General features: G+C 62.4%; 25 protein-coding genes and 1 tRNA gene. 8 read left to right on the top strand and 18 right to left on the bottom strand.

What is annotated here, in order from left to right; translation table 11 throughout:
• Positions 1 to 211 precede the first annotated feature (211 nt).
• Genes PVW51_RS13040 through hisA form a run of 3 tightly spaced genes read right to left on the bottom strand, consistent with a single transcriptional unit; the run spans position 212 to position 2,074 of the window.
• Positions 212 to 541 (bottom strand): phosphoribosyl-ATP diphosphatase, encoded by a 330-nt coding sequence (locus PVW51_RS13040; protein WP_274575452.1) that lies wholly within the window; start codon positions 539 to 541, stop codon positions 212 to 214.
• Entirely contained in the window at positions 538 to 1,299 is a 762-nt protein-coding gene (hisF, locus tag PVW51_RS13035) for an imidazole glycerol phosphate synthase subunit HisF (protein ID WP_114273406.1), read from the bottom strand. The genes PVW51_RS13040 and hisF overlap by 4 nt, the downstream gene beginning before the upstream one ends.
• A 55-nt stretch (positions 1,300 to 1,354) precedes the next feature.
• On the bottom strand, positions 1,355 to 2,074 hold the full coding sequence (gene hisA, locus PVW51_RS13030; RefSeq protein WP_274575450.1) for a 1-(5-phosphoribosyl)-5-[(5-phosphoribosylamino)methylideneamino]imidazole-4-carboxamide isomerase: 720 nt from the start codon (positions 2,072 to 2,074) through the stop codon (positions 1,355 to 1,357).
• Between the two features lie 130 nt (positions 2,075 to 2,204).
• Between hisA and PVW51_RS13025 the strand changes: the two genes are divergently transcribed.
• Both PVW51_RS13025 and PVW51_RS13020 read left to right on the top strand, forming a co-directional pair.
• Entirely contained in the window at positions 2,205 to 2,594 is a 390-nt protein-coding gene (locus PVW51_RS13025) for a DUF2147 domain-containing protein (protein WP_269367123.1), read from the top strand.
• A gap of 92 nt (positions 2,595 to 2,686) precedes the next feature.
• A complete protein-coding gene (locus PVW51_RS13020) occupies positions 2,687 to 3,094 on the top strand; it encodes a DUF2147 domain-containing protein (RefSeq protein ID WP_274575448.1) in 408 nt (135 codons plus the stop codon).
• 14 nt (positions 3,095 to 3,108) lie between these two features.
• On the opposite strand, the gene hisH is transcribed toward PVW51_RS13020, so the two are convergent.
• Both hisH and hisB read right to left on the bottom strand, forming a co-directional pair.
• Complete coding sequence (hisH, locus tag PVW51_RS13015) at positions 3,109 to 3,747, bottom strand: imidazole glycerol phosphate synthase subunit HisH (RefSeq protein ID WP_274575447.1); 639 nt, start codon at positions 3,745 to 3,747, stop codon at positions 3,109 to 3,111.
• A gap of 324 nt (positions 3,748 to 4,071) precedes the next feature.
• Positions 4,072 to 4,659: an imidazoleglycerol-phosphate dehydratase HisB gene (gene hisB, locus PVW51_RS13010; RefSeq protein ID WP_269367118.1), complete on the bottom strand. Its 588-nt coding sequence runs from the start codon at positions 4,657 to 4,659 to the stop codon at positions 4,072 to 4,074.
• A gap of 127 nt (positions 4,660 to 4,786) precedes the next feature.
• Here hisB and PVW51_RS13005 point away from each other — a divergent pair, with 127 nt between their 5' ends.
• Positions 4,787 to 5,026 (top strand): Lrp/AsnC family transcriptional regulator, encoded by a 240-nt coding sequence (locus PVW51_RS13005; RefSeq protein WP_067289136.1) that lies wholly within the window; start codon positions 4,787 to 4,789, stop codon positions 5,024 to 5,026.
• Positions 5,026 to 5,376 (top strand): hypothetical protein, encoded by a 351-nt coding sequence (locus tag PVW51_RS13000; RefSeq protein WP_274575437.1) that lies wholly within the window; start codon positions 5,026 to 5,028, stop codon positions 5,374 to 5,376. Before PVW51_RS13005 ends, PVW51_RS13000 begins: the two co-directional genes overlap by 1 nt.
• 141 nt (positions 5,377 to 5,517) lie before the next feature.
• Here PVW51_RS13000 and PVW51_RS12995 read toward each other — a convergent pair whose 3' ends face one another.
• The 12 genes from PVW51_RS12995 to lipB all read right to left on the bottom strand — a co-directional run bounded on the left by PVW51_RS12995 (position 5,518) and on the right by lipB (position 17,203).
• Positions 5,518 to 6,498, bottom strand: coding sequence for a response regulator (locus PVW51_RS12995; protein ID WP_274575435.1), 981 nt, complete (start codon positions 6,496 to 6,498; stop codon positions 5,518 to 5,520).
• A gap of 153 nt (positions 6,499 to 6,651) precedes the next feature.
• The gene (urtE, locus tag PVW51_RS12990) at positions 6,652 to 7,347 is read right to left on the bottom strand and encodes an urea ABC transporter ATP-binding subunit UrtE (protein WP_269367111.1); all 696 of its coding nucleotides are present in this window, start codon (positions 7,345 to 7,347) and stop codon (positions 6,652 to 6,654) included.
• On the bottom strand, positions 7,340 to 8,089 hold the full coding sequence (gene urtD, locus PVW51_RS12985) for an urea ABC transporter ATP-binding protein UrtD (protein WP_274575431.1): 750 nt from the start codon (positions 8,087 to 8,089) through the stop codon (positions 7,340 to 7,342). Before urtD ends, urtE begins: the two co-directional genes overlap by 8 nt.
• Positions 8,086 to 9,252: an urea ABC transporter permease subunit UrtC gene (gene urtC / locus PVW51_RS12980; protein WP_274575430.1), complete on the bottom strand. Its 1,167-nt coding sequence runs from the start codon at positions 9,250 to 9,252 to the stop codon at positions 8,086 to 8,088. The genes urtD and urtC overlap by 4 nt, the downstream gene beginning before the upstream one ends.
• A gap of 25 nt (positions 9,253 to 9,277) precedes the next feature.
• Entirely contained in the window at positions 9,278 to 9,685 is a 408-nt protein-coding gene (locus tag PVW51_RS12975; protein WP_274575428.1) for a DUF6636 domain-containing protein, read from the bottom strand.
• Positions 9,686 to 9,751: 66 nt separating this feature from the next.
• On the bottom strand, positions 9,752 to 11,683 hold the full coding sequence (gene urtB / locus PVW51_RS12970; RefSeq protein ID WP_274575426.1) for an urea ABC transporter permease subunit UrtB: 1,932 nt from the start codon (positions 11,681 to 11,683) through the stop codon (positions 9,752 to 9,754).
• Positions 11,684 to 11,746: 63 nt separating this feature from the next.
• Complete coding sequence (gene urtA, locus PVW51_RS12965; protein WP_269367100.1) at positions 11,747 to 13,027, bottom strand: urea ABC transporter substrate-binding protein; 1,281 nt, start codon at positions 13,025 to 13,027, stop codon at positions 11,747 to 11,749.
• 476 nt (positions 13,028 to 13,503) lie between these two features.
• Positions 13,504 to 13,578 (bottom strand) — tRNA-Gly (locus PVW51_RS12960).
• A 96-nt stretch (positions 13,579 to 13,674) separates the two neighbouring features.
• Positions 13,675 to 14,064, bottom strand: a complete 390-nt coding sequence (locus tag PVW51_RS12955) for an MAPEG family protein (protein WP_274575423.1) — start codon at positions 14,062 to 14,064, stop codon at positions 13,675 to 13,677.
• On the bottom strand, positions 14,061 to 14,447 hold the full coding sequence (locus PVW51_RS12950) for a YbhB/YbcL family Raf kinase inhibitor-like protein (protein WP_274575422.1): 387 nt from the start codon (positions 14,445 to 14,447) through the stop codon (positions 14,061 to 14,063). Before PVW51_RS12950 ends, PVW51_RS12955 begins: the two co-directional genes overlap by 4 nt.
• A gap of 218 nt (positions 14,448 to 14,665) precedes the next feature.
• Positions 14,666 to 16,339 carry a cytochrome c oxidase subunit I gene (gene ctaD / locus PVW51_RS12945; RefSeq protein WP_269367094.1) on the bottom strand — a complete coding sequence of 558 codons (1,674 nt, stop codon included), beginning with the start codon at positions 16,337 to 16,339 and terminating at the stop codon, positions 14,666 to 14,668.
• A gap of 195 nt (positions 16,340 to 16,534) precedes the next feature.
• Positions 16,535 to 17,203, bottom strand: a complete 669-nt coding sequence (gene lipB / locus PVW51_RS12940; protein WP_274575421.1) for a lipoyl(octanoyl) transferase LipB — start codon at positions 17,201 to 17,203, stop codon at positions 16,535 to 16,537.
• A 237-nt stretch (positions 17,204 to 17,440) separates the two neighbouring features.
• On the opposite strand from lipB, the gene PVW51_RS12935 reads away from it, so the two are divergent.
• From PVW51_RS12935 to PVW51_RS12925, 3 genes are read left to right on the top strand one after another with little or no spacing between them, the layout of a single operon-like run.
• Positions 17,441 to 17,872 carry a YeeE/YedE family protein gene (locus tag PVW51_RS12935; protein WP_274575420.1) on the top strand — a complete coding sequence of 144 codons (432 nt, stop codon included), beginning with the start codon at positions 17,441 to 17,443 and terminating at the stop codon, positions 17,870 to 17,872.
• Positions 17,873 to 17,875: 3 nt separating this feature from the next.
• Positions 17,876 to 18,313, top strand: a complete 438-nt coding sequence (locus PVW51_RS12930; protein WP_274575419.1) for a YeeE/YedE family protein — start codon at positions 17,876 to 17,878, stop codon at positions 18,311 to 18,313.
• Positions 18,314 to 18,326: 13 nt separating this feature from the next.
• Positions 18,327 to 19,208 carry an MBL fold metallo-hydrolase gene (locus PVW51_RS12925; protein WP_274575418.1) on the top strand — a complete coding sequence of 294 codons (882 nt, stop codon included), beginning with the start codon at positions 18,327 to 18,329 and terminating at the stop codon, positions 19,206 to 19,208.
• Positions 19,209 to 19,242: 34 nt separating this feature from the next.
• On the opposite strand, the gene PVW51_RS12920 is transcribed toward PVW51_RS12925, so the two are convergent.
• Positions 19,243 to 19,917 (bottom strand): DsbA family oxidoreductase, encoded by a 675-nt coding sequence (locus tag PVW51_RS12920; RefSeq protein ID WP_274575417.1) that lies wholly within the window; start codon positions 19,915 to 19,917, stop codon positions 19,243 to 19,245.
• A gap of 163 nt (positions 19,918 to 20,080) precedes the next feature.
• Here PVW51_RS12920 and PVW51_RS12915 point away from each other — a divergent pair, with 163 nt between their 5' ends.
• Positions 20,081 to 21,448 (top strand): peptidoglycan-binding domain-containing protein, encoded by a 1,368-nt coding sequence (locus tag PVW51_RS12915; RefSeq protein ID WP_274575416.1) that lies wholly within the window; start codon positions 20,081 to 20,083, stop codon positions 21,446 to 21,448.
• Positions 21,449 to 21,464 lie beyond the last annotated feature (16 nt).

Below are 21,464 nucleotides of genomic sequence, written 5' to 3'. Positions count from 1 at the left end.
AATGCGCCCTCCCAGGCTCGGGCGCGGCCCTTCGTTCGAAAACGTAACGCTGAGCGCAGAAGAACGATTTACCTCCGGCGGCAGCCGCTTCCGGGTTTGTCAGCAATCTGAGGGGGCTTTGCCCCCTCAAACTCCCCCGGGCATTCCGGGCGGAAGCGTCACGTGATGTCTGCTGTGTCAGGTATCTCGTCAGACGCTGTACAGCAGCGGATCAGCGGGAGGCTTTTTCCGCGAGGCCCGATTGCGACTGGCGGCGGGAAAGTTCATCCATCACGTCGGAGAGGCGGACGTCGCGGGCGGCGAGCATGACCAGCAGGTGGTAGAGCACATCGGCGGCCTCCGACGTGAGGGCCGTCTTGTCGTCTTTCACCGCTTCGATGATGGCCTCGATGGCTTCCTCGCCGAATTTTTCGGCGCATTTCTCGGGGCCTTTTGCCAGCAATTGCGCGGTCCAGCTGCTGTCAGGGTCCGCACCCTTGCGGCTGAGGATGGTGGCATAGAGGGCGTCGAGCGTGCCGTTTGCGGGAGTCGCTTGGGTCATGTCAGCCTCATCGGGATGCCGGCGGCGGCCATGTGCTGTTTGGCCTCGTGAATGGTGAATTCGCCGAAATGGAAGATCGAGGCGGCCAGCACGGCGGATGCGCCGCCCTCGGTGACGCCTTCGACCAGATGGTCGAGCGTGCCGACACCACCCGAGGCGATCACCGGCACGTTTACCGCGTCAGAGATGGCGCGGGTCAGCGGCAGGTTGAAGCCGGATTTGGTGCCATCGCGGTCCATGGAGGTGAGCAGGATCTCGCCCGCGCCTTTTTCGGCAACGGTACGGGCGAAAGCGACGGCGTCGATGCCGGTGGATTTGCGACCGCCATGGGTGAAAATCTCCCATTTGCCGGGGGAGACCGTCTTGGCGTCGATGGCGACCACGATGCATTGGCTGCCGAAATGATCGGCGGCTTCGGCGACGACCTCCGGATTGGCAACGGCGGCGGAATTGAAGCTGACCTTGTCGGCCCCGGCCAGCAGGAGGGCGCGCACATCCGCCGCGCTCCGCACGCCGCCGCCGACGGTCAGGGGGATGTAGCAATGTTCGGCGGTGCGGCGCACCAGGTCGAACATCGTGCCGCGATTCTCATGGGTGGCGTGGATGTCGAGAAAACACAGCTCGTCGGCACCTGCGGCGTCATAGGCGATGGCGGCATCGACGGGATCGCCCGCATCGCGCAGGCCGACGAAGTTCACACCTTTGACCACCCGGCCATCGGCCACGTCGAGGCAGGGGATGATGCGGGTTTTCAACATGTCTCTGGTCCGGGCGTGGGGCGGGGGTGGATTGTGTATTTCAGGAACAATGAAATCACCGGGACAGGGTTGAGAGCGCGGTGGCAAGGTCGATTGCCCCGTCATAAAGGGCGCGGCCCGAAATGGCGCCTTCGATCACGCCGGTGTCGCGCAGGGCGATCAGATCATCAAGTGAGGACACGCCGCCGGAGGCGATGACGGGAATGCGGACCGCGCGGGCCAGGGCGGCGGTGGCCTCGATATTGGGGCCGCCCATGGCGCCGTCGCGCATGATGTCGGTGTAGATGATCGCGGCGACGCCCGCGTCCTCGAAGGATTTCGCGAGGTCGGTGACCAGCACATCGGTTTCATTGGCCCAGCCCTTGGTCGCGACGCGGCCTTCGCGCGCGTCGATGCCGACGGCGACCTTGCCGGGAAAGGCGCGGGCGGCTTCGCGGACCAGATCGGGGTTTTCCACGGCGACCGTGCCCAGGATGACGCGGGCAAGCCCCTTGTCGAGCCAGGAGTCAATTGTGGCCATGTCGCGGATGCCGCCGCCCAGCTGGGCGGGGACCTTGCAGGCTTTCAGGATCGCCTCCACCGGGGCGGCATTGACCGGGGTGCCGGCAAAGGCACCGTTGAGATCCACCAGATGCAGCCATTGGCAGCCGGCCTCGACAAAGCTGCGGGCCTGGGCGGCGGGATCGTCGTTGAACACGGTGGAGCTTTTCATGTCACCGTGGACCAGGCGCACGGCCTGTCCGTCCTTGAGGTCAATGGCGGGATAGAGGATCATCGGCGGGTCCTGTGCTGATTTGCACGCGCGGTTTTGCATGCATGGGCGGGATTTGCAACGCGACCTCAGGTCAGGCTTGCCAGAAACCGGGCGCTGATCCAGACTATGCCGCAAAAGGGGAGGATATTGCATGAAAAAACTGATGACAGCGGCGGCACTGGCCTTTGGTCTGGCCGGGGCGGCCCAGGCGGCAGACCCGGCGGTTGGCACCTGGCAGACCCAGGTCGATGACGGGGCCTATGCCCATGTGAAGATGGCCCCCTGTGGCGGCGCGATTTGCGGCACCATTGCGCGGACCTTCAATGACAGTGGCGAATACAAGTCGCCCAACCTTGGCAAGACGCTGGTGATCGACATGGTGCCGGAAGGCGGCGGGAATTACGCGGGCAAGGTCTGGCGGCCGTCGAATGGCAAGATCTACATCGGCAAGATGAATGTCTCGGGCAATGCGCTGAAACTGTCGGGATGCGTGGCGGGCGGTCTGATCTGTTCGAAACAGACCTGGAAGCGGATCAACTGATCCGCTTTCCGGCCATTGCGCCGGGGATGTGAGTTTTCGGGGGGCTGAACCGGGTATGCCGGTGTCATTGCGGGAAAGTTAAGGTGCAGTTCATGCGGGCGCTGCGCGGGGGCGCGATTGCCCTGATCCTTTGTCTGTCATCACATGCAGTCGCGCAGGGAAGGGATGCGGCCGAAATCCCGCGCGGCCTTTGGCAGACCGAACCGGACGGGCTGGGGGTCGTATTGCATGTGCGCACGCGCAGATGCGGGCGCGACCTCTGCGCACTGGTCGAGCGGGCCAAGAACCGGCGAGGGTATGACGCAAGGTCCGATGCGGTGGGCGCGAAGGTGCTTTGGAACCTGCGTGCACAGCCCGATGGCAGCTTTCTGGGCGAATATGGCGCGCGCGATGGTGAACGCTATGGGCAGACCCGGGTCAGGGCGGTGGGGGGCGCATTGCATCTGCAGGCCTGCACTGCGGCAACCTGCAGGAACCTCGTCTGGACGCGGATCAGATAGCCCTGGCTGAGCGCCTATGGCGCCCATTTCAGGAAGTTCGAGATCAGCCGCAATCCGGTGGCCTGCGATTTCTCGGGGTGGAACTGCATGCCCAGCATGGTGTCGCGCCCGATGATGGCGGTGACGTCGCCTGCATAGTCCACATGGGCCAGCCGCTGGGCCGGGTCGTTCACCGCCATATGGTAGGAATGCACGAAATAGGCGTGGTCGCCTGTCTTGATACCGTCAAAGACGGCGTGCGGATGGTCGATCACCAGATCGTTCCAGCCCATATGAGGCACCTTCAGGCTGCGGTCGGCGGGCGCGATGCGGGTGACCTCGCCGCCGATCCAGTCCAGGCCCGGCGTGTCGCGGTATTCGCGGCCCATCGTGGCCATCAGCTGCATGCCGACACAGATGCCCAGAAACGGGCGGCCCTTGACCTCGACCGCTTCGACCATGGCATCGAACACACCACCTGCGCCCTTCAGTGCCGCCATGCAGGCGGGAAAGGCACCGTCGCCCGGCAGGACGATCCGGTCGGCGCGTGCCACCACATCGGCCTCGGAGGTGACGGTGACCTCGCCTGCGTCCACTTCGCGGGCCATGCGTTCAAAGGCCTTGTGGGCGGAATGCAGGTTGCCGCTTTCATAGTCGATGATGGCGGTCAGCATGGGCATCTGTCCCTTTGTGAATGGCGGGAGTGAAGGGATTTCCTGAGGGCGGCTGCGGATGGCCGGGGGCGGGGCGGGCCTGCGGGCCGCAAATGAAGACATGTCATATGTGACATGTCTTCATGGGAGTGTCTGGGATAGCCTCTGGCATCAAGGGAGTGTCAGGCCTCATGGCAGCGTCCGGGCGCGCGGGCGGGCAGGGCGGCACATGCAAGGTTCCGGCAGGATGCGCCTTGTAGGCCGGTGGCTGAAAACCTGCCGTTCTGTGGCACATCCACCGGTTGCCATTGACGACCTCCGCCGCCGTCATCCCCTGCATCGGGGTCAAAGCGCACCCTTGGTGGAGGGGATATCGCCCGATTTGCGTGGATCGACCTCAACGGCCTCGCGCAGCGCACGGGCAACGGATTTGAACGCCGCCTCGACGATATGGTGGCTGTTCAGCCCATGCAGCATGTCCACATGCAGGGTGATGCCGCCCTGGGTGCTGAAAGCCTGGAAGAATTCGCGCACAAGCTCCGTATCGAAGGTCCCGATCTTGTCGGTCGGAAGATCGACATTCCACACCAGGAAGGGCCGGGCCGACAGGTCAAGGGCGCAGCGCAGCAGGGCGTCATCCATCGGCAGCAGGCAGGACCCGTAGCGCCGGATGCCGCGTTTGTCCCCCAGCGCCTTGGCCAGCGCCTGGCCCAGCGTGATGCCCACATCCTCGACCGTGTGGTGATCGTCGATGTGCAGATCGCCGGTGGCGCGGACTTTCATGTCGATCAGCGAGTGGCGCGCCAGTTGATCCAGCATGTGATCAAAGAAACCCACGCCGGTCTGGTTGTCATAGCTGCCGGTGCCGTCAAGATTGATCTCGACGCTGACATCGGTTTCGGCGGTGGTGCGGGTCAGGCTGGTCTGGCGCATATCGGGCCCCTCTGGCTGGCGTCAGCAGCCTTATAGCAGTGCTGGCCCCGACGCCAAGACCGGATGAGGGATTGCAGGCGACCGGGCCTTGTGTCAGCCTGAGGAGAGCGCAATTTTCGAGAGTCCGATGACCACCTGTGTTTTTATCCAGATCAGATGCCGCCCCGGTACAACCTACCGCGTGGCCGAGGAAATTGCCCTGCGCGAGATCCATTCCGAACTCTATTCGACCTCGGGCGAATACGACCTGCTGATGAAGCTCTATATCCCCAAGGGGGAGGATGTGGGCGTGTTCATCAATGACCATCTGCTGACCATTGAGGGGATCGAAAGGTCTATGACCACCATGACCTTCAAGGTCTTTTGATGGCGCGTCAGGCATTTTTCGGAACCCTGGCACTTGTTTTCTCCAGCGTCGCCGGGCCGGGCACTGCGGCCGAAAAGGTCTATGAAGGCAGCGAGGCCGCGGCGCTGCGCTGTTCCAATACCCTGGCGCTGACGGCCGTGGCGCTTGCGGGGGCCGAGCTGATCAGTGCGGAGGAAAAAGAGGTGATGCTGGGCGTGACGGTCCTGATCCTCGAACACCATGTCACCGGGACCTGGGCGCAGAAGAAAGCGGCGATGGCGGTGGTGCGCGACCGGCGATCGGTGAGTGAAACGCTGGAAGACTACCGCCGCAGCGCCGCCCGCTGCCTGAGCCAGTTTCCAATCAACTGAGCGCCGCGCGCCAAGGCCATGCCCGGGCGCGCCTGAGATGCTGACCTACAGCGTCCCGCCTTGACCTGATACAGGCCGTATCGCCGATGTCCCGAGAGCGCGCAGCGCGGCAGGGTATCGGCGATTCAAGATCAAGGCGACCTAGAACACGCCGGCCGGTGATTTTCCGCTCATCTTCGACCTTTGGGCCGCATTGCTGCGGCTGCGCATCATGGCGCGGTCGATGGCGCGGTCGAATGTCTTTTTCACCCGTTGATTACGGTTGGTATAGGGCGGGATCGGATTGCCGATCGACACTCTGAGGTTCATTGGCGTGCCATCGGCATAGACCGCGGCACCCGAATTCAGCAGCGCATGGGCCTGATCCTCGATCACCGGCCAATCGGGCGGTTCGGCCCCCTGGCTGATGGCCAGAATGATGCCCTTGCCTTCATAGGCCAGCAGCAGGTTGGGATGATCGACCACCTCGACAATGGCGTCGACGACCTCGCCCAGGGCAATGGCAAATTCCTGGCTTGTGCAATTGTTGTACAGCGTCTCGATCTCTTCGATCCGGACCGCAAAGACACAGCATTCGTCCAGCGCCTGACGCGAGAGCTGCGACAGGTAATTGCCCAGCGAGAAGGGCAGGATCAGCTGTTCCTGATGCATCAGACGGACGGGACAGCCGATGCCAAAGGCATGTTCGCCTTTCGTGGCATCTGCCACCGGCAACAGCGGGTCGAGACGGGGCGCGCTTTCGGTGGTTTCCGACATCCGTTTTGCCACCCGGATCCGGGTGGTGATCTCTTTGACGTCAAAGGGCTTGGTCACATAGTCGTTGGCCCCGGCGGCAAAGGCACTTTCGATCTTGATGCGGTCCCTGACCGAGGTCAGCATGAGGATCGGTGTTTCGCGGTAATCCGGCATGGTGCGGATTTTGCGGCACAGCGAAATTCCGTTCATGCCCGGCATTTCGATATCAAGGATCAGGCAATCGAATCGGGTGTCGTTTTCTTCCAGCATGGTCAGCGCCTGATCGGCGGACTGGGCGCAGGTGATATCGGGCATATCATCCTGACCGAACACGACAGTCAGGAGCTCAAGTACGACCGGATCATCATCAACGGCTAGAAGTCGCATATATCACCTTTTTATCTTTCCACACGAAGGCCTCTACCAACGCAACGATCATTGGCTGCGCTGGCTACACCTAAGCGGGAAAAGCGGGCGAAATTATGACGGCAATGCAATTAAAGATTGTGTAAAACGCAAGAAATCTCCCGTATTGCGGGATTAGAGCGCCAAATCGCTCATCAGTTCTGCCTTGGGGTAGTCCAATTTGGCGCGGCTTCGCTTGACCCTTCCGCCCTCCATCACGACAAAGGCGTCGCCAAGCCGATAGGCGAAATCGGCGTTTTGTTCGACCAGCACGATGGCCATCTGCCCCTGTCCGCGCAGCAGTTCCAGCGCATCGCCGATCTGCTGGATGATATTGGGCTGAATGCCTTCCGTCGGCTCGTCCAACAGCAGCACCTTGGGGCGGGTGATCAGGGCACGGGCGATGGCCAGCTGCTGTTGCTGACCGCCCGACAGGTCGCCGCCGCGCCGCGATTGCATGTCGCGCAGGACCGGGAACAATTCAAAGATATGATCCGGAATCACATGGTCGGGTTTCGGCAGGCAGGCAAAGCCGGATTGCAGGTTCTCCAGAACGCTCATCATCGGAAAGACCTCGCGGCCCTGCGGGACATAGGCGATGCCGGCCCGCGCTGCCCTGACGGCTGATGACAGGGGCAGGGGGGCACCGCCGACCTCGGCCCGCTCCGCCTGTGCCGGATGTCGCCCCGCGATTGCCTTCAACAGGCTGGTCTTGCCCACACCGTTGTTGCCCATCACGGCGGTGATCTGCCCCACGGTCGCGGTCATGGAGACGTCGAAGAGGATCTGGCTTTGCCCGTATTTCAGGTCGAGATTCGCAATATCAAGCATGGCCGCGCCCCAGATAGACATCGATCACGGTCGGATCGGCGGTGACATGTTCAAGACGCCCCTCGGCCAGCACCGCGCCCTCGTGCAGCACCGAGACCTTGCAGTCCAGGCGGCGCACGAATTCCATGTCATGTTCCACCACCACCACCGCGCGGGTCTTTGCCGCCTCCCGCAGAATGTCCGTTGTCTTTTCGCGTTCCTCCGCCGTCATGCCTGCGGCGGGTTCATCCACCAGCATCAGGCGGGGTTCCTGGGCCAGCAGCATGCCGATTTCCAGCCATTGTTTCTGACCATGGCTCAGCTCGCCCGCGACGCGGGTCAGACTGCCGCTCAGACCGATTTCTTCGGCGATCTTTTCGATCCGCGCGCCGTTGGCTGCGGTCTTCTTGTGCGTCAGCACCGCAAAGGGCCCGCGCGGGTTCTTCAGCGCCATGGCAAGGTTCTGCCGTACCGTCTGATCCTCGAATACGGTGGGTTTCTGGAACTTGCGCCCGATGCCCTCCTTGGCAATTTCGCTTTCCGACATGCCCAGCAGGGAAATGTTGCGCTCGCCCCAGATCACCTCGCCCTTGTCCGGCTTTGTCTTGCCGGTGACGATGTCCATGAAAGTGGTCTTGCCCGCACCATTCGGCCCGATGATGGCGCGCAATTCGCCCTCGGCAAAGTTGATCGACAGGTTGTTGATCGCCCGGAACCCGTCAAAGGTGACGGTGACGCCATTGACCTCCAGCAGCATGCTCATGACGGTTTCCTCACCAGATAATCGAACAGCCCGCCAATGCCCTTGGGAAAGAACAGCGTGACGGCGACAAAGCTCAGGCCCAGCAGTACCAGCCACCAGTTCGTCCATTGGATCGTGTAGACCCACAGGTTGATGTCCGACGCCCCGCCGCCGGTGAACCAGGACGACAGCAGCGACACGAAGGCGGCACCGATGACCGCACCGTAAAGCCGCCCCCGCCCGCCGATGGCGACCCAGACCGCGAGGTAGATCGAGGCGATGGGCGCGATTTCCCCGGGGTTGATGATGCCCGCCTGCGGGTAATAGAGCGCCCCGGCGATGCCCGACACGATGGCGGTTATGGTAAAGATGAACAGCTTGTAGCTTTCCACGTGGTAGCCCAGGAAACGCACCCGCGCCTCATTGTCGCGAATGCCCTTCACCACGCTGCCCATCTTGCCCGACACCACCCAGGCAAAGAACAGATAGCCCGCGCCAAGCGCCAGGGCCGAGACGAGGAAGAACACCAGCGACAGGGCGGCCTGCGAGGTCTGCTCGAATCCGGGGATGTTCTGCAGGCCCGAGAGCCCGTTGTTGCCGCGCAATCCGCTGTCGTTCTGGAACAGGTACAGCGACAGCGCCAGGGTCATCGCCTGGGTCAGGATCGACAGGTAGACACCGGTTACCCGGCTGCGGAAGGCCAGCCAGCCGAAGACCAGCGCCAGCAGGCCGGGAACCAGCACGACCATCAGCAATTGCAGGAACAGATTATCGGCAAAGGCCCAGATCAGCGGAAATTCCGAACTGCCCACCACGCCGAAGATCTGGTTGCCGATGGCGTCCGAAATCTCTGTCGGGGTGGGGGGCAGGGGCTGACCGGCAAGGCTGCCCAGCACGATGCCCTCGGTGCGCGCATACATCAGCCACATGCCGATGGCATAGCCGCCGATCCCGAAGAAGGCGAAATGCCCCAGGCTGAGAATGCCGCAATAGCCCCAGACCACATCCATCGCGATGGCGATCAGGCACAGGCACAGCGTCTTGCCCAATGTCTTGACGAAAGAGGTGGAGATCACGCCGATGCCGAAACCTTCGGACAGGATGGTGACCCCCAGCGTGAACAGCGCAAGCGCGCAGAGGAACCACAGGATGGAAGGATTCTGCGCGATGAAACTGCGTCTCATGGCGCGACCCTCCCTGCGCGGGGCGTCAGAAGATCTGCTGCACCCGTCGCGACAGCATGAAGCCATGTCCCTCTGCATTGCGGCAGGTCAGCCCGCTGCGCTCCGACTGGCAGGTGATCTCTGCGAAATGCCCTGTCTCGCCATAGGGCGCCACATCGGTGTAGCTTGATTTGCGCGGCGCGGCCTGGCTGCATTCCATCTGCACCGGACCATAGCGGTTCAGCGTGAAGGTGTGCCCCCAGTAGCCATTGCACCAGCCGGGCCGGGGCAGAACCGGCCCCGATGACCGTTCCGCGATGGTGCAGCTGATGTCGCCGCCCTCCAGCGAGCCGTTGCAATAGATATTGCCCGAGGGCGTTCTGAACCCATAGCCATCCGCCTGCGCCGACGTGGCCAGCAGAATGATCCCGAGCAATGCGTAAATGACCTTCATGTGAAATTTCCGTGGTTGAATGGGACTGAACCCTCAGGATACCGCGATCATGCATCATGTGAAGCCTCAATCTGCTGCCGCCCGGCCCTTGAGGGCGACAATGCCCTTGGGACGGAACTGGATGAAAAGAATGATGAAAAGGATCATGTAGGTCTGCGCCGCAAGGGTGTTGGACGGGTTCAGCCATTCGATGCCCTTTTGCAGGAAGCCGATCATCGAGGCCCCGGCAAGCGTGCCCCAGACATTGCCGACACCGCCCACGACCACGGTCATGAAGCTTTGAACGATGTAATCGGCCCCCATCTCGGAGGTGACTTTTGCGTAAAGCCCGATGGCCACGCCCGCGATTCCCGCGATGCCCGATCCCAGACCAAAGGTCAGCATGTTGATCCGGTCCGGGTTGATCCCCATGGAGGCCGCCATGCCGGGGTTCTGGGTCACCGCGCGCACCTCAAGCCCCAGGCGTGTCCGGTTCAGCACCAGCAGGATCAGCGCCAGAAACATGAGCGCCAGGACAAAGATCGCGATGCGGATATAGCTGATGGCGATCACGTCATTGATCACCAGCGCCCCGTCCAGCCAGCCGGGCGAGGTCAGGGGCCGCGCCTGGGTGCCAAAGATGTTCTTGGCCAGCTGTTGCAGCGCGATTGAAATGCCGAAGGTGGCCAGCAGCGTCTCCAGCGGACGGTGATAAAGATGGCGGATCACCAGCCGCTCCATCGCCACCCCGGCCCCGAATGTCAGCGCAAAGGCCAGTGGCAGCGCAATGATGATCGAGAGGGTGTAATCGGGGACAAACTGCTGCACGACAAAGCCGGTATAGGCCCCCATCATGATGAATTCCCCATGCGCCATGTTGATCACGCCCATGACGCCAAAGGTGATGGCCAGCCCGATGGCGGCCAGAAAGTAGATCGAGGCCAGCGAAAGCGCATCAAGGCCCAGATCGGCGGCCTGACTGAAGGACACCCGCGTTTCGATGCCGTTCAGCACGGAGCGCGCGGCATCGGTGACGGCGGGGTCGGCTTCGGCATAGCGTTGGAAGAAGACGTGGCTTTCAATTGCCTCCGCCTCGGCCTCGGCGCTCACACGGGGCGGCACCACGCCATCGGCGGCCAGCGCGTCATAGGCGGCGGCACGATCGGCGTCATTGTCCAGCGCTGCAACGGGCATTCCGCCCACCATGCCACCGTCAATATGGGCAATCAGGGCGGCGCGGATGTCGCTCTGGGTCACAAGGGCAGGCGCCAGTCCGGCGGCCGAGAGCCGCGCATAGGCTTGCTGCGGGGTCAGATCGGTGCCGGGTTTGAGGAAGCGCGCGATATTGCCGCCTTCCGGCAGCTCCTTTGCCACGTCATCCTGCGTGGAAAGGATGGTGTTGAGCACGGCACGCACGTCGACGGACAGATCCCCCGACAGCGCGTTGATGGCGGCCACGCGCCCGTCAGGGGTGCTGGCAAAAAGCGCGCCCAGCATCCCGGCCAGCCGCGATTTCACGCGTTTCAGTTCGGGGTCGGTCTCCGTCTCGATGGCGGCGGTCAGCGGGCCAAGCTGACTGGCGTCCATGCTGCGGGCAATCGCGTCGACAGCCGCGCGGCGCTTGCCGATATCGGGGTCGGACAATTGGAACTGCACCAGTGCCTCGCTGATCGCACGGCGCACACCGCCGTTGGGGCGGGCTTCGGTCAGCTTTGTCCCGGCGGCGGGGCCTGCAACGACAGCGGTATCCAGATCGATAAGTTCACCGCCCTTGCGGCGAAAGAACTGCCCGTCTTCATCGCGCTGCACGATCTCGCGGTCGCGCCAGGCCTCCAGAAAGGGAACCACCTGCGGCAGGCCGCTGGCCACCAGATCCACCAGCACCACATCGACACTGCGCCGACCGGGCTTGAGAACTTCATCGGCATGGGTTTGCAGGATGGGTTGCAGGCTTTGTGCCTGTGCGCCAGCAGGAAGGGACAGGCAAAGCGCCAGGGCCAGGAGAAACAGACGAAGCATCAGGGAAAGCCAATCATTCTTCAGGACAGTCGGCGCGGAGACTATCCCCGCGCCGCACCCGGTTCAGTAGTTGGATGTCAGCTGCACGCAGGACTTGGTTTCGGTGTTGTACATGCCGCAGCCAAGGTCCTTCCAATCCGATGTCAGGACAGCCGATTCCGGCAGGAAGTCTGTCCAGGCGTCGCCCGGCACTTCGTCGGTCTGGCTGACGATATCGAACTGGCCATCGGCGGTGATTTCACCGATCAGCACCGGTTTGGCCAGGTGATGGTTCGGCAGCATCACCGCCGTGCCCCCGGTCAGGTTCGGAAATTCCTGCCCGTACATCGCGCTGCGCACCGCATCCACATCGGTGGTGCCTGCCGCTTCAACCGCGTTTACCCACATGTTGAAGCCGATGTAATGCGCCTCCATCGGGTCGTTGGTCACGCGGTCGTCGCCCATCTTGGCCTTCCATGCGGCAACCCAGGCGTCGTTGGCCTCGGATTCTGCCGATTGGAAATAGTTCCAGGCCGCCAGATGCCCGACAAGGTTGGAGGTGTCGAGGCCGGACAGTTCCTCCTCACCCACGGAGAAAGCCACCACGGGGATGTCATCGGCAGAGATGCCCGCCGCTGCCAGTTCCTTGTAGAACCCGATGTTGGCGTCACCGTTGATGGTGGAAATCACGCCGACCTGCTTGCCGTCCGCGCCCAGTGCAACCACATCGGCCACGATGGTGGCCCAGTCGGAATGGCCAAAGGGCGTGTAGTTCACAAAGATGTCTTCCTGCGCGATCCCCTTGGACTTCAGATAGCTTTCAAGGATGTTGTTCGTGGTGCGCGGATAGACGTAGTCGGTGCCCAGCAGCGCGAATTTCTCGACGCCCAGTTCCTCAAGGAAATAATCGGTCGCGGGGATCGCCTGCTGGTTCGGCGCGGCACCGGTGTAGAAGACGTTCCTGGAGCTTTCCTCGCCTTCGTATTGCACCGGGTAGAACAGCAGGCCGTTCAGTTCCTCGATCACCGGCAGCACCGATTTGCGGCTGACGCTGGTCCAGTTGCCAAAGATCACGTCCACATCATGCACCGTCAGCAGTTCGCGCGCCTTTTCGGCAAAGAGCGGCCAGTCGGAGGCCGGATCAACCACAACCGCCTCGATCTGGCATCCCAGAACACCGCCCTTGGCGTTCTGTTCCTCGATCAGCAGCAGCATGGTGTCTTTCAAGGTGGTTTCGGAAATCGCCATTGTCCCGGAAAGGGAGTGCAGCACGCCGACCTTCACGGGGTCGGCGCATTCGGCGGCAGCCATGACGGCGGAGCCCAGCAAGGCGCCCGTCACAAGAGCAGAGGTTTTAAGTTTCATTTATCAAACATCCCGGTTGTCGCTGCGGACGATCGGAATACCGCGAACGGTCCTTCCCAACCGGTGGCCGACCCGTGTAGTCAGACCCCGCAACTGTTGTTGTAGTCGCGTGGGGGAAGTATCTGCCAAGATGGCCCCCGCGCGGCGCTTTTGCCCGGATTGGGCAGCGTTACTAGGCGGGATGCGCTTGGCGATTCACTAGAATTTGCAGTCGATTTCGGGCGGCAGCAGGGCGATCTGCATAATTGTTGCCCGCAAGTTCGGCGCTTTGCACAACTTTTGGCCGGTTGTTGAACCCGGATTGCCGGTCAGGTGCTGCAACAGCGCAGTGGCAGAGCTGAAGGGGGCCGGAAGGGCCGCGCCCCGGGGTTCCGCGGATCGGGATAATCAGGGGTTGAAATCTGCCCTGTGCGGCAGGGCGCCAGGCCAGAAACGAAAAAGACCGCCAGATGGCGGTCTGTTTCAGAAGGACCCATTGGAGCGGGCGAGGCGATTCGAACGCCCGACCCTAACCTTGGCAAGGTTATGCTCTACCCCTGAGCTACGCCCGCTTCCTTGGGTGAGGGGGAGATACCCATCCCAGCCGCGCGCCGCAAGAGGGAAAAGGCGGTTTGAGGCGAAATTTTTTCAAACTTCCCCCGCGCCGTTCAGAACAGCGCATGTCCGATCAGGCCCAGAGCGCTGAACAGGATCATGGCCAGTGTCATCGCCATGCCGATCTGCCGCAGGATCATCTTTTGCGGGGTGGCGGAAAAGCCCACCGCATGCAGGAATCGCCCCGCCAGCAGGGTCATGCCCATCAGGTGAAGCGCGAGGGCGGGGGCGCCGCTCAATTCGCTGACCAGCAGGAGCATCAGACCGATGGGGGCATATTCGCCGCAATTGGCCTGGGCGCGCATGCGCTTGATCAGGGCCTTGTCGCCGACATCCCCCAGCGAGATCCTGTTGGCGCGCCGGTACAGGATGACCCGCGCGCTCAGGATCAGGAACAACAGCGCCACACATGCGGTGTAGAGCGCGGTGACAGCGACGCTCACGGATATTTGCGTGCCGCTCGGGCGGTGGCCAGCGCGCCGCCGTTCTTCTTGGTCTGGGCGGTCGCGGTCCATTCATAGGTATGGCGGCCGCTGGGCGGGCAGGGGCTTTTGTATTTGAAGGCACCGGGCGCAATCACCTTCTGCCCGTTGTAGGCCACCACGCCGCCGCCGTGGTTGTAATTGGGCACGTCGCGGTCGGTCAGCTTGAAGCGGATGAATTTCGTGCCTGCGGGAACGCCACTGACCTGAAATGCGGGGTTGGCGACAGTGTTGGGCTTTCCGTTGGTGCAGGGTTTCAGGCCTGACCAGTCAAAGCCGATGTCGAATGCAAGGGCGGGGCCTGCGGCAAGGATGCAGGTCGCGGCGAGAAGTATCTTTTTCATAAGGGAACCTCAAATGTTGTCCGGTCAGGTTCCACGCGCGTGGCGCTGCTGTCAATCACGCCAAATGCAAAAGGCCCCGACGCTTGTCGGGGCCTTTTGACGATTTGAGATGCCTTAACGCGTCCGACCTTTAACCTGAAGCATCCAGCGACATGAATGTCCCGAGAGCGCCGCAGGCGCGGCAGGGTATTCATGTCTCGGGATTAAGGTCGGGCGCTCTAGTGGCCGTGCTTGATGTCCCAGTCTTCCTGCTTCGGAAGCTGCTCGAACGTATGTTCGGGCGGCGGGCTGGGCAGGGTCCATTCCAGCGTATCGGCGAATTCGTTCCAGGGGTTGTTCGCCGTCACCTTCGCACCGCGGGTCAGCGAATAGGCGATGATCCCGAAGAAGAAGAGGAAGGAGGCAAAGCTCAGGAATGCGCCCATCGAGGACCAGTGGTTCCAGTAGGCAAAGGCCTCGGGATAGTCGATGTAGCGGCGCGGCATGCCCTGACGGCCCAGGAAGTGCTGTGGGAAGAACGTCAGGTTGGCCCCGATGAACATCGCCCAGAAGTGCAGCTTGCCGGCCCATTCGGGGTACATGCGGCCCGTCATCTTGGGGAAGTAGAAGTAGATCCCCGCAAAGATCGCGAACACGGCACCAAGGCTCATCACATAGTGGAAGTGCGCGACCACGTAATAGGTGTCGTGGTAGTAGCGGTCCACGGCGGCCTGGGACAGAACGATGCCGGTCACACCGCCGACGGTGAACAGGAACAGGAAGCCGAAGGCCCAGAGCATCGGTGTCTTGAACTCGATGGAGCCGCCCCACATCGTGGCGATCCAGCTGAACACCTTCACCCCTGTCGGCACCGCGATGACCATCGTGGCCAGCATGAAATAGGCCTGCTGGTTCAGCGACATGCCGACGGTGTACATGTGGTGCGCCCAGACGACAAAGCCCAATGCGCCGATCGCGATGATCGCCCAGACCATCGGCAGGTAACCGAAGACCGGCTTGCGCGAGAAGGTCGCGATGACGTGGCTGATGATGCCGAAGCCGGGCAGGATGATGATGTAGACTTCCGGGTGGCCAAAGAACCACAGGATGTGCTGGTACAGGATCGGGTCGCCGCCGCCAGCCGGGTCAAAGAAGGCAAAGCCGAAGTTGCGGTCCATCAGCAGCATGGTGATGGCACCGGCCAGCACCGGCAGCGCCAGCAGGATCAGCCAGGCGGTGACAAAGATCGACCAGGAGAACAGCGGCACCTTGAACAGGGTCATGCCGGGGGCACGCATGTTCAGGAAGGTGGTGATCATGTTGATCGCACCCAGGATCGAGGAGGCGCCGGAGACGTGAACCGCGAAGATCGCAAGGTCCATCGACATGCCGCCTTCTTTCACCGAAAGCGGTGGATACAGCACCCAGCCAACGCCGGAACCGGCCTGGCCGTTGCCACCCGGTGCCAGCACGGAACAGACCGCAAGGGTTGTACCGGCAACGTAGAGCCAGAAGGAAAGGTTGTTCAGCCGCGGGAACGCCATGTCAGGCGCGCCGATCTGCAAGGGCATGAAATAGTTACCAAATCCGCCGAACAACGCCGGAATCACCACAAAGAACATCATCAGGATGCCGTGGCCGGTGATCAGCACGTTCCACAAATGCCCGTTTGGCGTACAGGTGGCCGCAGAATCGGCGAACATCCGTGCGCCTTCCATGCACATGTACTGAACCCCGGGGTTCATCAGCTCAAGGCGCATGTAGACGGTGAAGCCCACCGACACGAAACCCGCAAGCGCGGAGACGACGAGGTACAGAATACCGATGTCTTTGTGGTTGGTGGACATGAACCAGCGGGTGAAGAAACCGCGCTCGTCGTGGTGGTCATGGCCTTGAATGGCTGCGTCTGCCATGCGGTGCCTCCTGAAACTTGAACTCATGGGTCACACCACGCCTGTCGGCTGTCATGCGGTGCGGATTGAGAGCCGTTCTAAAGCGGCTTGGCGCAGGGGGCAATGGGCGAGGTGTCGCAGGGCGGGGTTATTTTGCGGCTGCGTCGCGGTTTTTTCGAAGCCGACGGGGAAGGCCGGAGGGTTCCGGGCTTTCGCTCAGGCGGTCACGGCGGGCAGGGGGCCGAACACCTGATCGAAGGCCGCATGCAGCGCTACGTCGACATCGGCCATGCTGACCGGCAGCCCGAGGTCCACCAGTGAGGTGACCCCGTGGTCGCTGATCCCGCAGGGGACGATACCGGAAAAATGCTCCAGATCCGGTTCCACATTGATGCTGATGCCGTGAAAGCTGATCCATTTCCGCAGGCGGATGCCGATGGCAGCGATCTTGTCCTCTGCCGGGGAGCCGTCGGGCTGAGGCGTCTTTTCCGGGCGCTGCACCCAGACGCCAACGCGGCCTGCGCGGATTTCGCCGGTGACATTGAACTGTTCCAGCGTGGTGATCACCCAATCCTCAAGCTGGCGGACAAAGCAGCGCACGTCGCGGCCGCGCGCGGCAACGTCCAGCATCACATAGGCGACGCGCTGGCCCGGCCCGTGATAGGTATATTGCCCGCCCCGTTTGGAATCATAAACGGGAAAGCGACCCGGATCGGTCAGATCCTCCGCCCGGGCAGAGGTGCCTGCGGTGTAAAGCGGCGGATGTTCGACCAGCCAGATGCATTCCTCGGCCTCACCGGCGCTGATCGCGGCCACGCGCGCTTCCATCCACGCCTCCGCGGCGCGGTAGTCGGTCAACCCGTCCGTGACAATCCATTCCACCATGGCGGATGTTTAGGCGCGATCGGCAGGCGCGACAAGATCACACGTTGCCGGGGCTGCCCGCCTCAGAACGGTTGAAACCCGGCATGGGAAAACATATAATGACTTTTGAATGTTTATCCTGCCTGCGCGTCGATCTTTCCCAGACGGCACCGGGCTTTGGGAAAGGACCCCGCGCATGTCGTTGAACAAAGGCCATCTTGATCCTGCTGGCATTGGTCCGGCGCGGAGGGGGCGGTGATGGAAACCGCTTTCACACCTTTTCAATCCCTTGCGGGGGGCGCGCTGATCGGTCTGGCTGCCGTATTGCTGATGGGGCTGATGGGCCGGATCATGGGGGCAACCGGCGTTCTGGCCGGACTGTTGACGCCTGCGGGCTTTGCCGATTGGTCCTGGCGGGCGGCGGTCGTGGCGGGGATGGTCAGCGGTCCCGCTCTCGTGATGCTGGTCACGGGTGAATTTCCGCAGGTGCAGGTTCCGGTCTCCCGCATGATGCTGGTCATCGGCGGGCTGATTGTCGGGGTGGGCGTGACCTTTGGGGCGGGATGCACTTCGGGCCATGGGGTCTGCGGCATGGCGCGGCTGTCACCCCGCTCCATCCTGGCGACGCTGACCTTCATGCTGGCCACCGGCATCACGGTCTATCTGCTGCGCCATGTGATGGGGGGCTGAGCCATGCGCATTGTCATCTGCTATCTGATCGGCCTGATCTTGGGGGTCGGCATCTCGATCTCCGGCATGGCCAACCCGGCCAAGGTTCTGAACTTTTTCGACGTCGCGGGCAGCTGGGACCCCAGCCTTGCCTTTGTCATGGGCGGCGCGCTGCTTGTCACCTTCATCGGCTACCGCGTGGTGCTGAAACGCCCCGTCCCGCTGTTTGACCGCCGCTTTCACCTGCCCGCAAGCCGCGACTTCGATCTGCCGCTGATCGCGGGCTCCGCAACCTTCGGGATCGGCTGGGGCATTGCCGGTTTCTGCCCCGGCGGCGCACTGCCCGCATTGGGAACAGGGCAGACCGAAGTTGTGATCTTTGTTGCCGCGCTGATTGGCGGTATCGTGATAGCAAAGCTCATGCAGGTGGCCCTGTCGCGCAGGCCCGATGTCACAGCGTAATGGAGGAAATCCAATGACCTATCCCGTGGACATGTCCGTCAAACCCGAGGTCTCGGCGCATTTTGACGAGGCGACAAACACGATCAGCTATATCGTGCGCGATCCGGCAAGCGTGCATTGCGCCATCATCGACAGCGTGATGGACATCGACTATGCCGCCGGCCGCATCACCTATGACCACGCCGATGCCCTGATCGCCGAGATCGAGAGCAAGGGCCTGAAACTGGACTGGATCATCGAAACCCATGTCCACGCCGACCACCTCAGCGCGGCGCCCTATATCCAGCAAAGACTGGGGGGCAGGATCGGTGTCGGTGAAAAGATCATGGTGGTGCAGGAAACCTTCGGCAAGATCTTCAACGAAGGCACCGAATTCCAGCGTGACGGCTCGCAGTTCGATGCGCTGTTCAAGGACGGTGACACCTACAAGGTGGGCGAGATGACCTGCTTTACCATCTATACGCCGGGCCATACGCCGGCCTGCATGGTGCATGTGATGGGCGATGTGGCCTTTGCGGGGGATACGCTGTTCATGCCCGATGGGGGATCGGCGCGGGCGGATTTCCCCGGTGGCGATGCGGGCCAGCTTTATGACAGCATCCAGAAGGTGCTGTCCCTTCCCGACGAGATGCGCCTGTTCATGTGCCACGATTACGGCCCCAATGGCCGCGCGATCCAGTGGGAAACCACGGTTGCCGCGCAAAAGGCGGGCAACATCCATGTCGGCGGGGGCAAGACCCGCGAGGAATTCATCAAGTTCAGAACCGAACGGGACGCGCAGCTGGCGGTGCCAAAGCTGATCATCCCGTCGCTTCAGGTGAACATGCGTGCCGGCGAACTGCCCCGGGACAAGGATGGCAACCTGATGCTCAAGGTGCCCGTGAACGGCATCTGAGGCAGCACCGCGTTTCCGGACCGGCCGGGGCCGGTCAGGCCGCGTGCTTTTCGCTCAGCACCTTGGTCAGCATCCGCGCATAGGTTTCGGCACCCTGCGCGCCGGTCAGCAGATAGCGTTCGTCGAATACCATCGAAGGCACGCCCGATATGCCGCGCGATGTCCAGAATTCCTGGCGCTTGCGGGTTTCTGCGGCATGGCTGCCGCTCTCCAGCACGGCGCGGGCCGCGTCGCGGTCAAGACCGACCGAACCCGCAACCTCTGCCAAGACCTCATGATCCGACACATCGCGCCCCAGCGTGAAATGCGCATCGAAAAGCGCCAGTTTCAGCGGGTGCTGCAGGTGTGCTTCCTGCGCCCAGTCCAGCAGCTGATGCGCGGCAAAGGTATTCACGATGCGGCTGTCCGCGTCGAAATTGAAGGTGAACCCCAGATCATGGCCCAGATCCACCAGCCGCCTGCGGTTTTCGGCAGACTGGGCGGCACTGGCACCGTATTTCTCTGCGATATGCTCGGTCAGGTTCTGCCCTTCGGCGGGCATGGCGGGGTTCAGCTCAAACGGATGCCAGCGGATAAAGGCGCCGGCCCCGGTCATCGCGAGGGCCTGCTCAAGCTGCTTGTAGCCGACGATGCACCAGGGGCACATGACATCAGACACGATATCGACCTGCACGACTTTGTCCTGCGGGGGAGGGGCGGTATCGGTCATTGGCGTATCCTTTCGGCTGGCATTCAGCTTTGTACTTCGGTGTCCCTGCGCAAATTTTCAATATTCGCAGCGGCAAATCGGGCCAAAAAGGTTCCCGGGCCGGATTATGTTGTGTTAGCCTTTTCGCAATACCCATAAAACGATTCATTTTCGGAGCGGACATATGATTTACAAATTGATGACAGGGGCCGTTCTGGCCCTTTCGGTGGCGGTTATTCCGGCAGAGCGGGTCGAAGCGGATGCAGGCGATTTCATTGCAGGCGCCATCATCGGCGGCATCGTGGGGGCCAATGCGAACAAGCAGCGGCGCACGACAACCAAGCGGCGCACCTATCGCAAGAAATCCACCCGCTCATCGCTGCCCTCCACCCAGGAAGGCAAGAACATCCAGGCCTCGCTGAACTATTTCGGCTTTGATGCGGGGACCGTGGATGGCCAGCTGGGGCGCAAGACCCGCAATGCGGTGTCGCAGTACCAGGCTTACCTCGGATATCCCGTTACCGGACAGCTTTCCGCCTTTGAGCAGAACCTGCTGATCTCCAGCTACAACCGCGCGCAGGCCGGGGGCTATGCGGTTCAGCAGCAGGTCGCGGCGACGCCGGATGGCACCCGTGGTCTGCTCAAGACCTATCGCGCGGAAATGGCGGGCCAGTCACCGGCGGGCAACGGGGCTGCGCCCACGACAACCATCGTCGTTGCACCGCAGCAAGTGCCGCAGGTCGGCGCCACGATGGCAGCAACAGCGCCGGCGGCACCGCTCTCCGGGATGAGCTCTCTTGCCGCCGCGGTTGCACCGGCACCTGATGCCGGCACCGGTGGCCTGCCGAACTTCCTCGGGGCGGGGACCCAGGCCTCGCTTGCCTCGCATTGCAACACGGTATCGCTGATCACCAATACCAACGGCGGCTTTACCACGCTGGCCAGCATGACAGACCCGAATGTGGCGCTGAACGAACAATTCTGCCTGGCGCGGACCTATGCCATTGCCGAATCGGAAGAGCTGGTCAGCCAGATCCAGGGGTTCACCCCCGATCAGATTGCCCAGCAATGCGCCGGTTTCGGCCCCGCGATGAAGGACAAGGTCGCGGCCCTGTCGCTGAAACCGCGCGAGGCGGTGGTGCAGGACGTTTCGGCATTTGTGCTGACCACAGGCATGTCGCCTGCACAGCTTCAGGGCACGGCCAAGATCTGTCTCGGCGTCGGCTATCGCACCGACAACATGGATGTGGCCGTGGGCTCTGCCCTGCTGCTCTTTACATTGGGTGAAGGGGTCTATGGCGAGCTGATGGGCCACCACCTGAGCCAGGGCTTCGGCCCTGCCAAACGTGTGGACATGGCGCAAAGCTGGTATCAGGCAGGCCTTGCCGCTGCCGATTCCGGTGCCGCGGCGGTCTTTGTCCCCGGCCAGCCCGAGCGGACGGAACTGATCCGCGCCGCGGCAAGCCGTTCGGGCGGGGTTCAAGGCTCTGCCCTGCCGACACCGCAACCGGCTTCCGGCAGCGCTTTGCCCACATTCTCGATCAGCGAATAACCCCGGCACAGCCGGG

The organism is Sulfitobacter sp. PR48, from assembly GCF_028807335.1.
Taxonomy (GTDB): domain Bacteria; phylum Pseudomonadota; class Alphaproteobacteria; order Rhodobacterales; family Rhodobacteraceae; genus Sulfitobacter.
The sequence above is the reverse complement of the archived record's forward strand: the minus strand, read 5'-3'. Positions and strand labels throughout refer to the sequence as shown.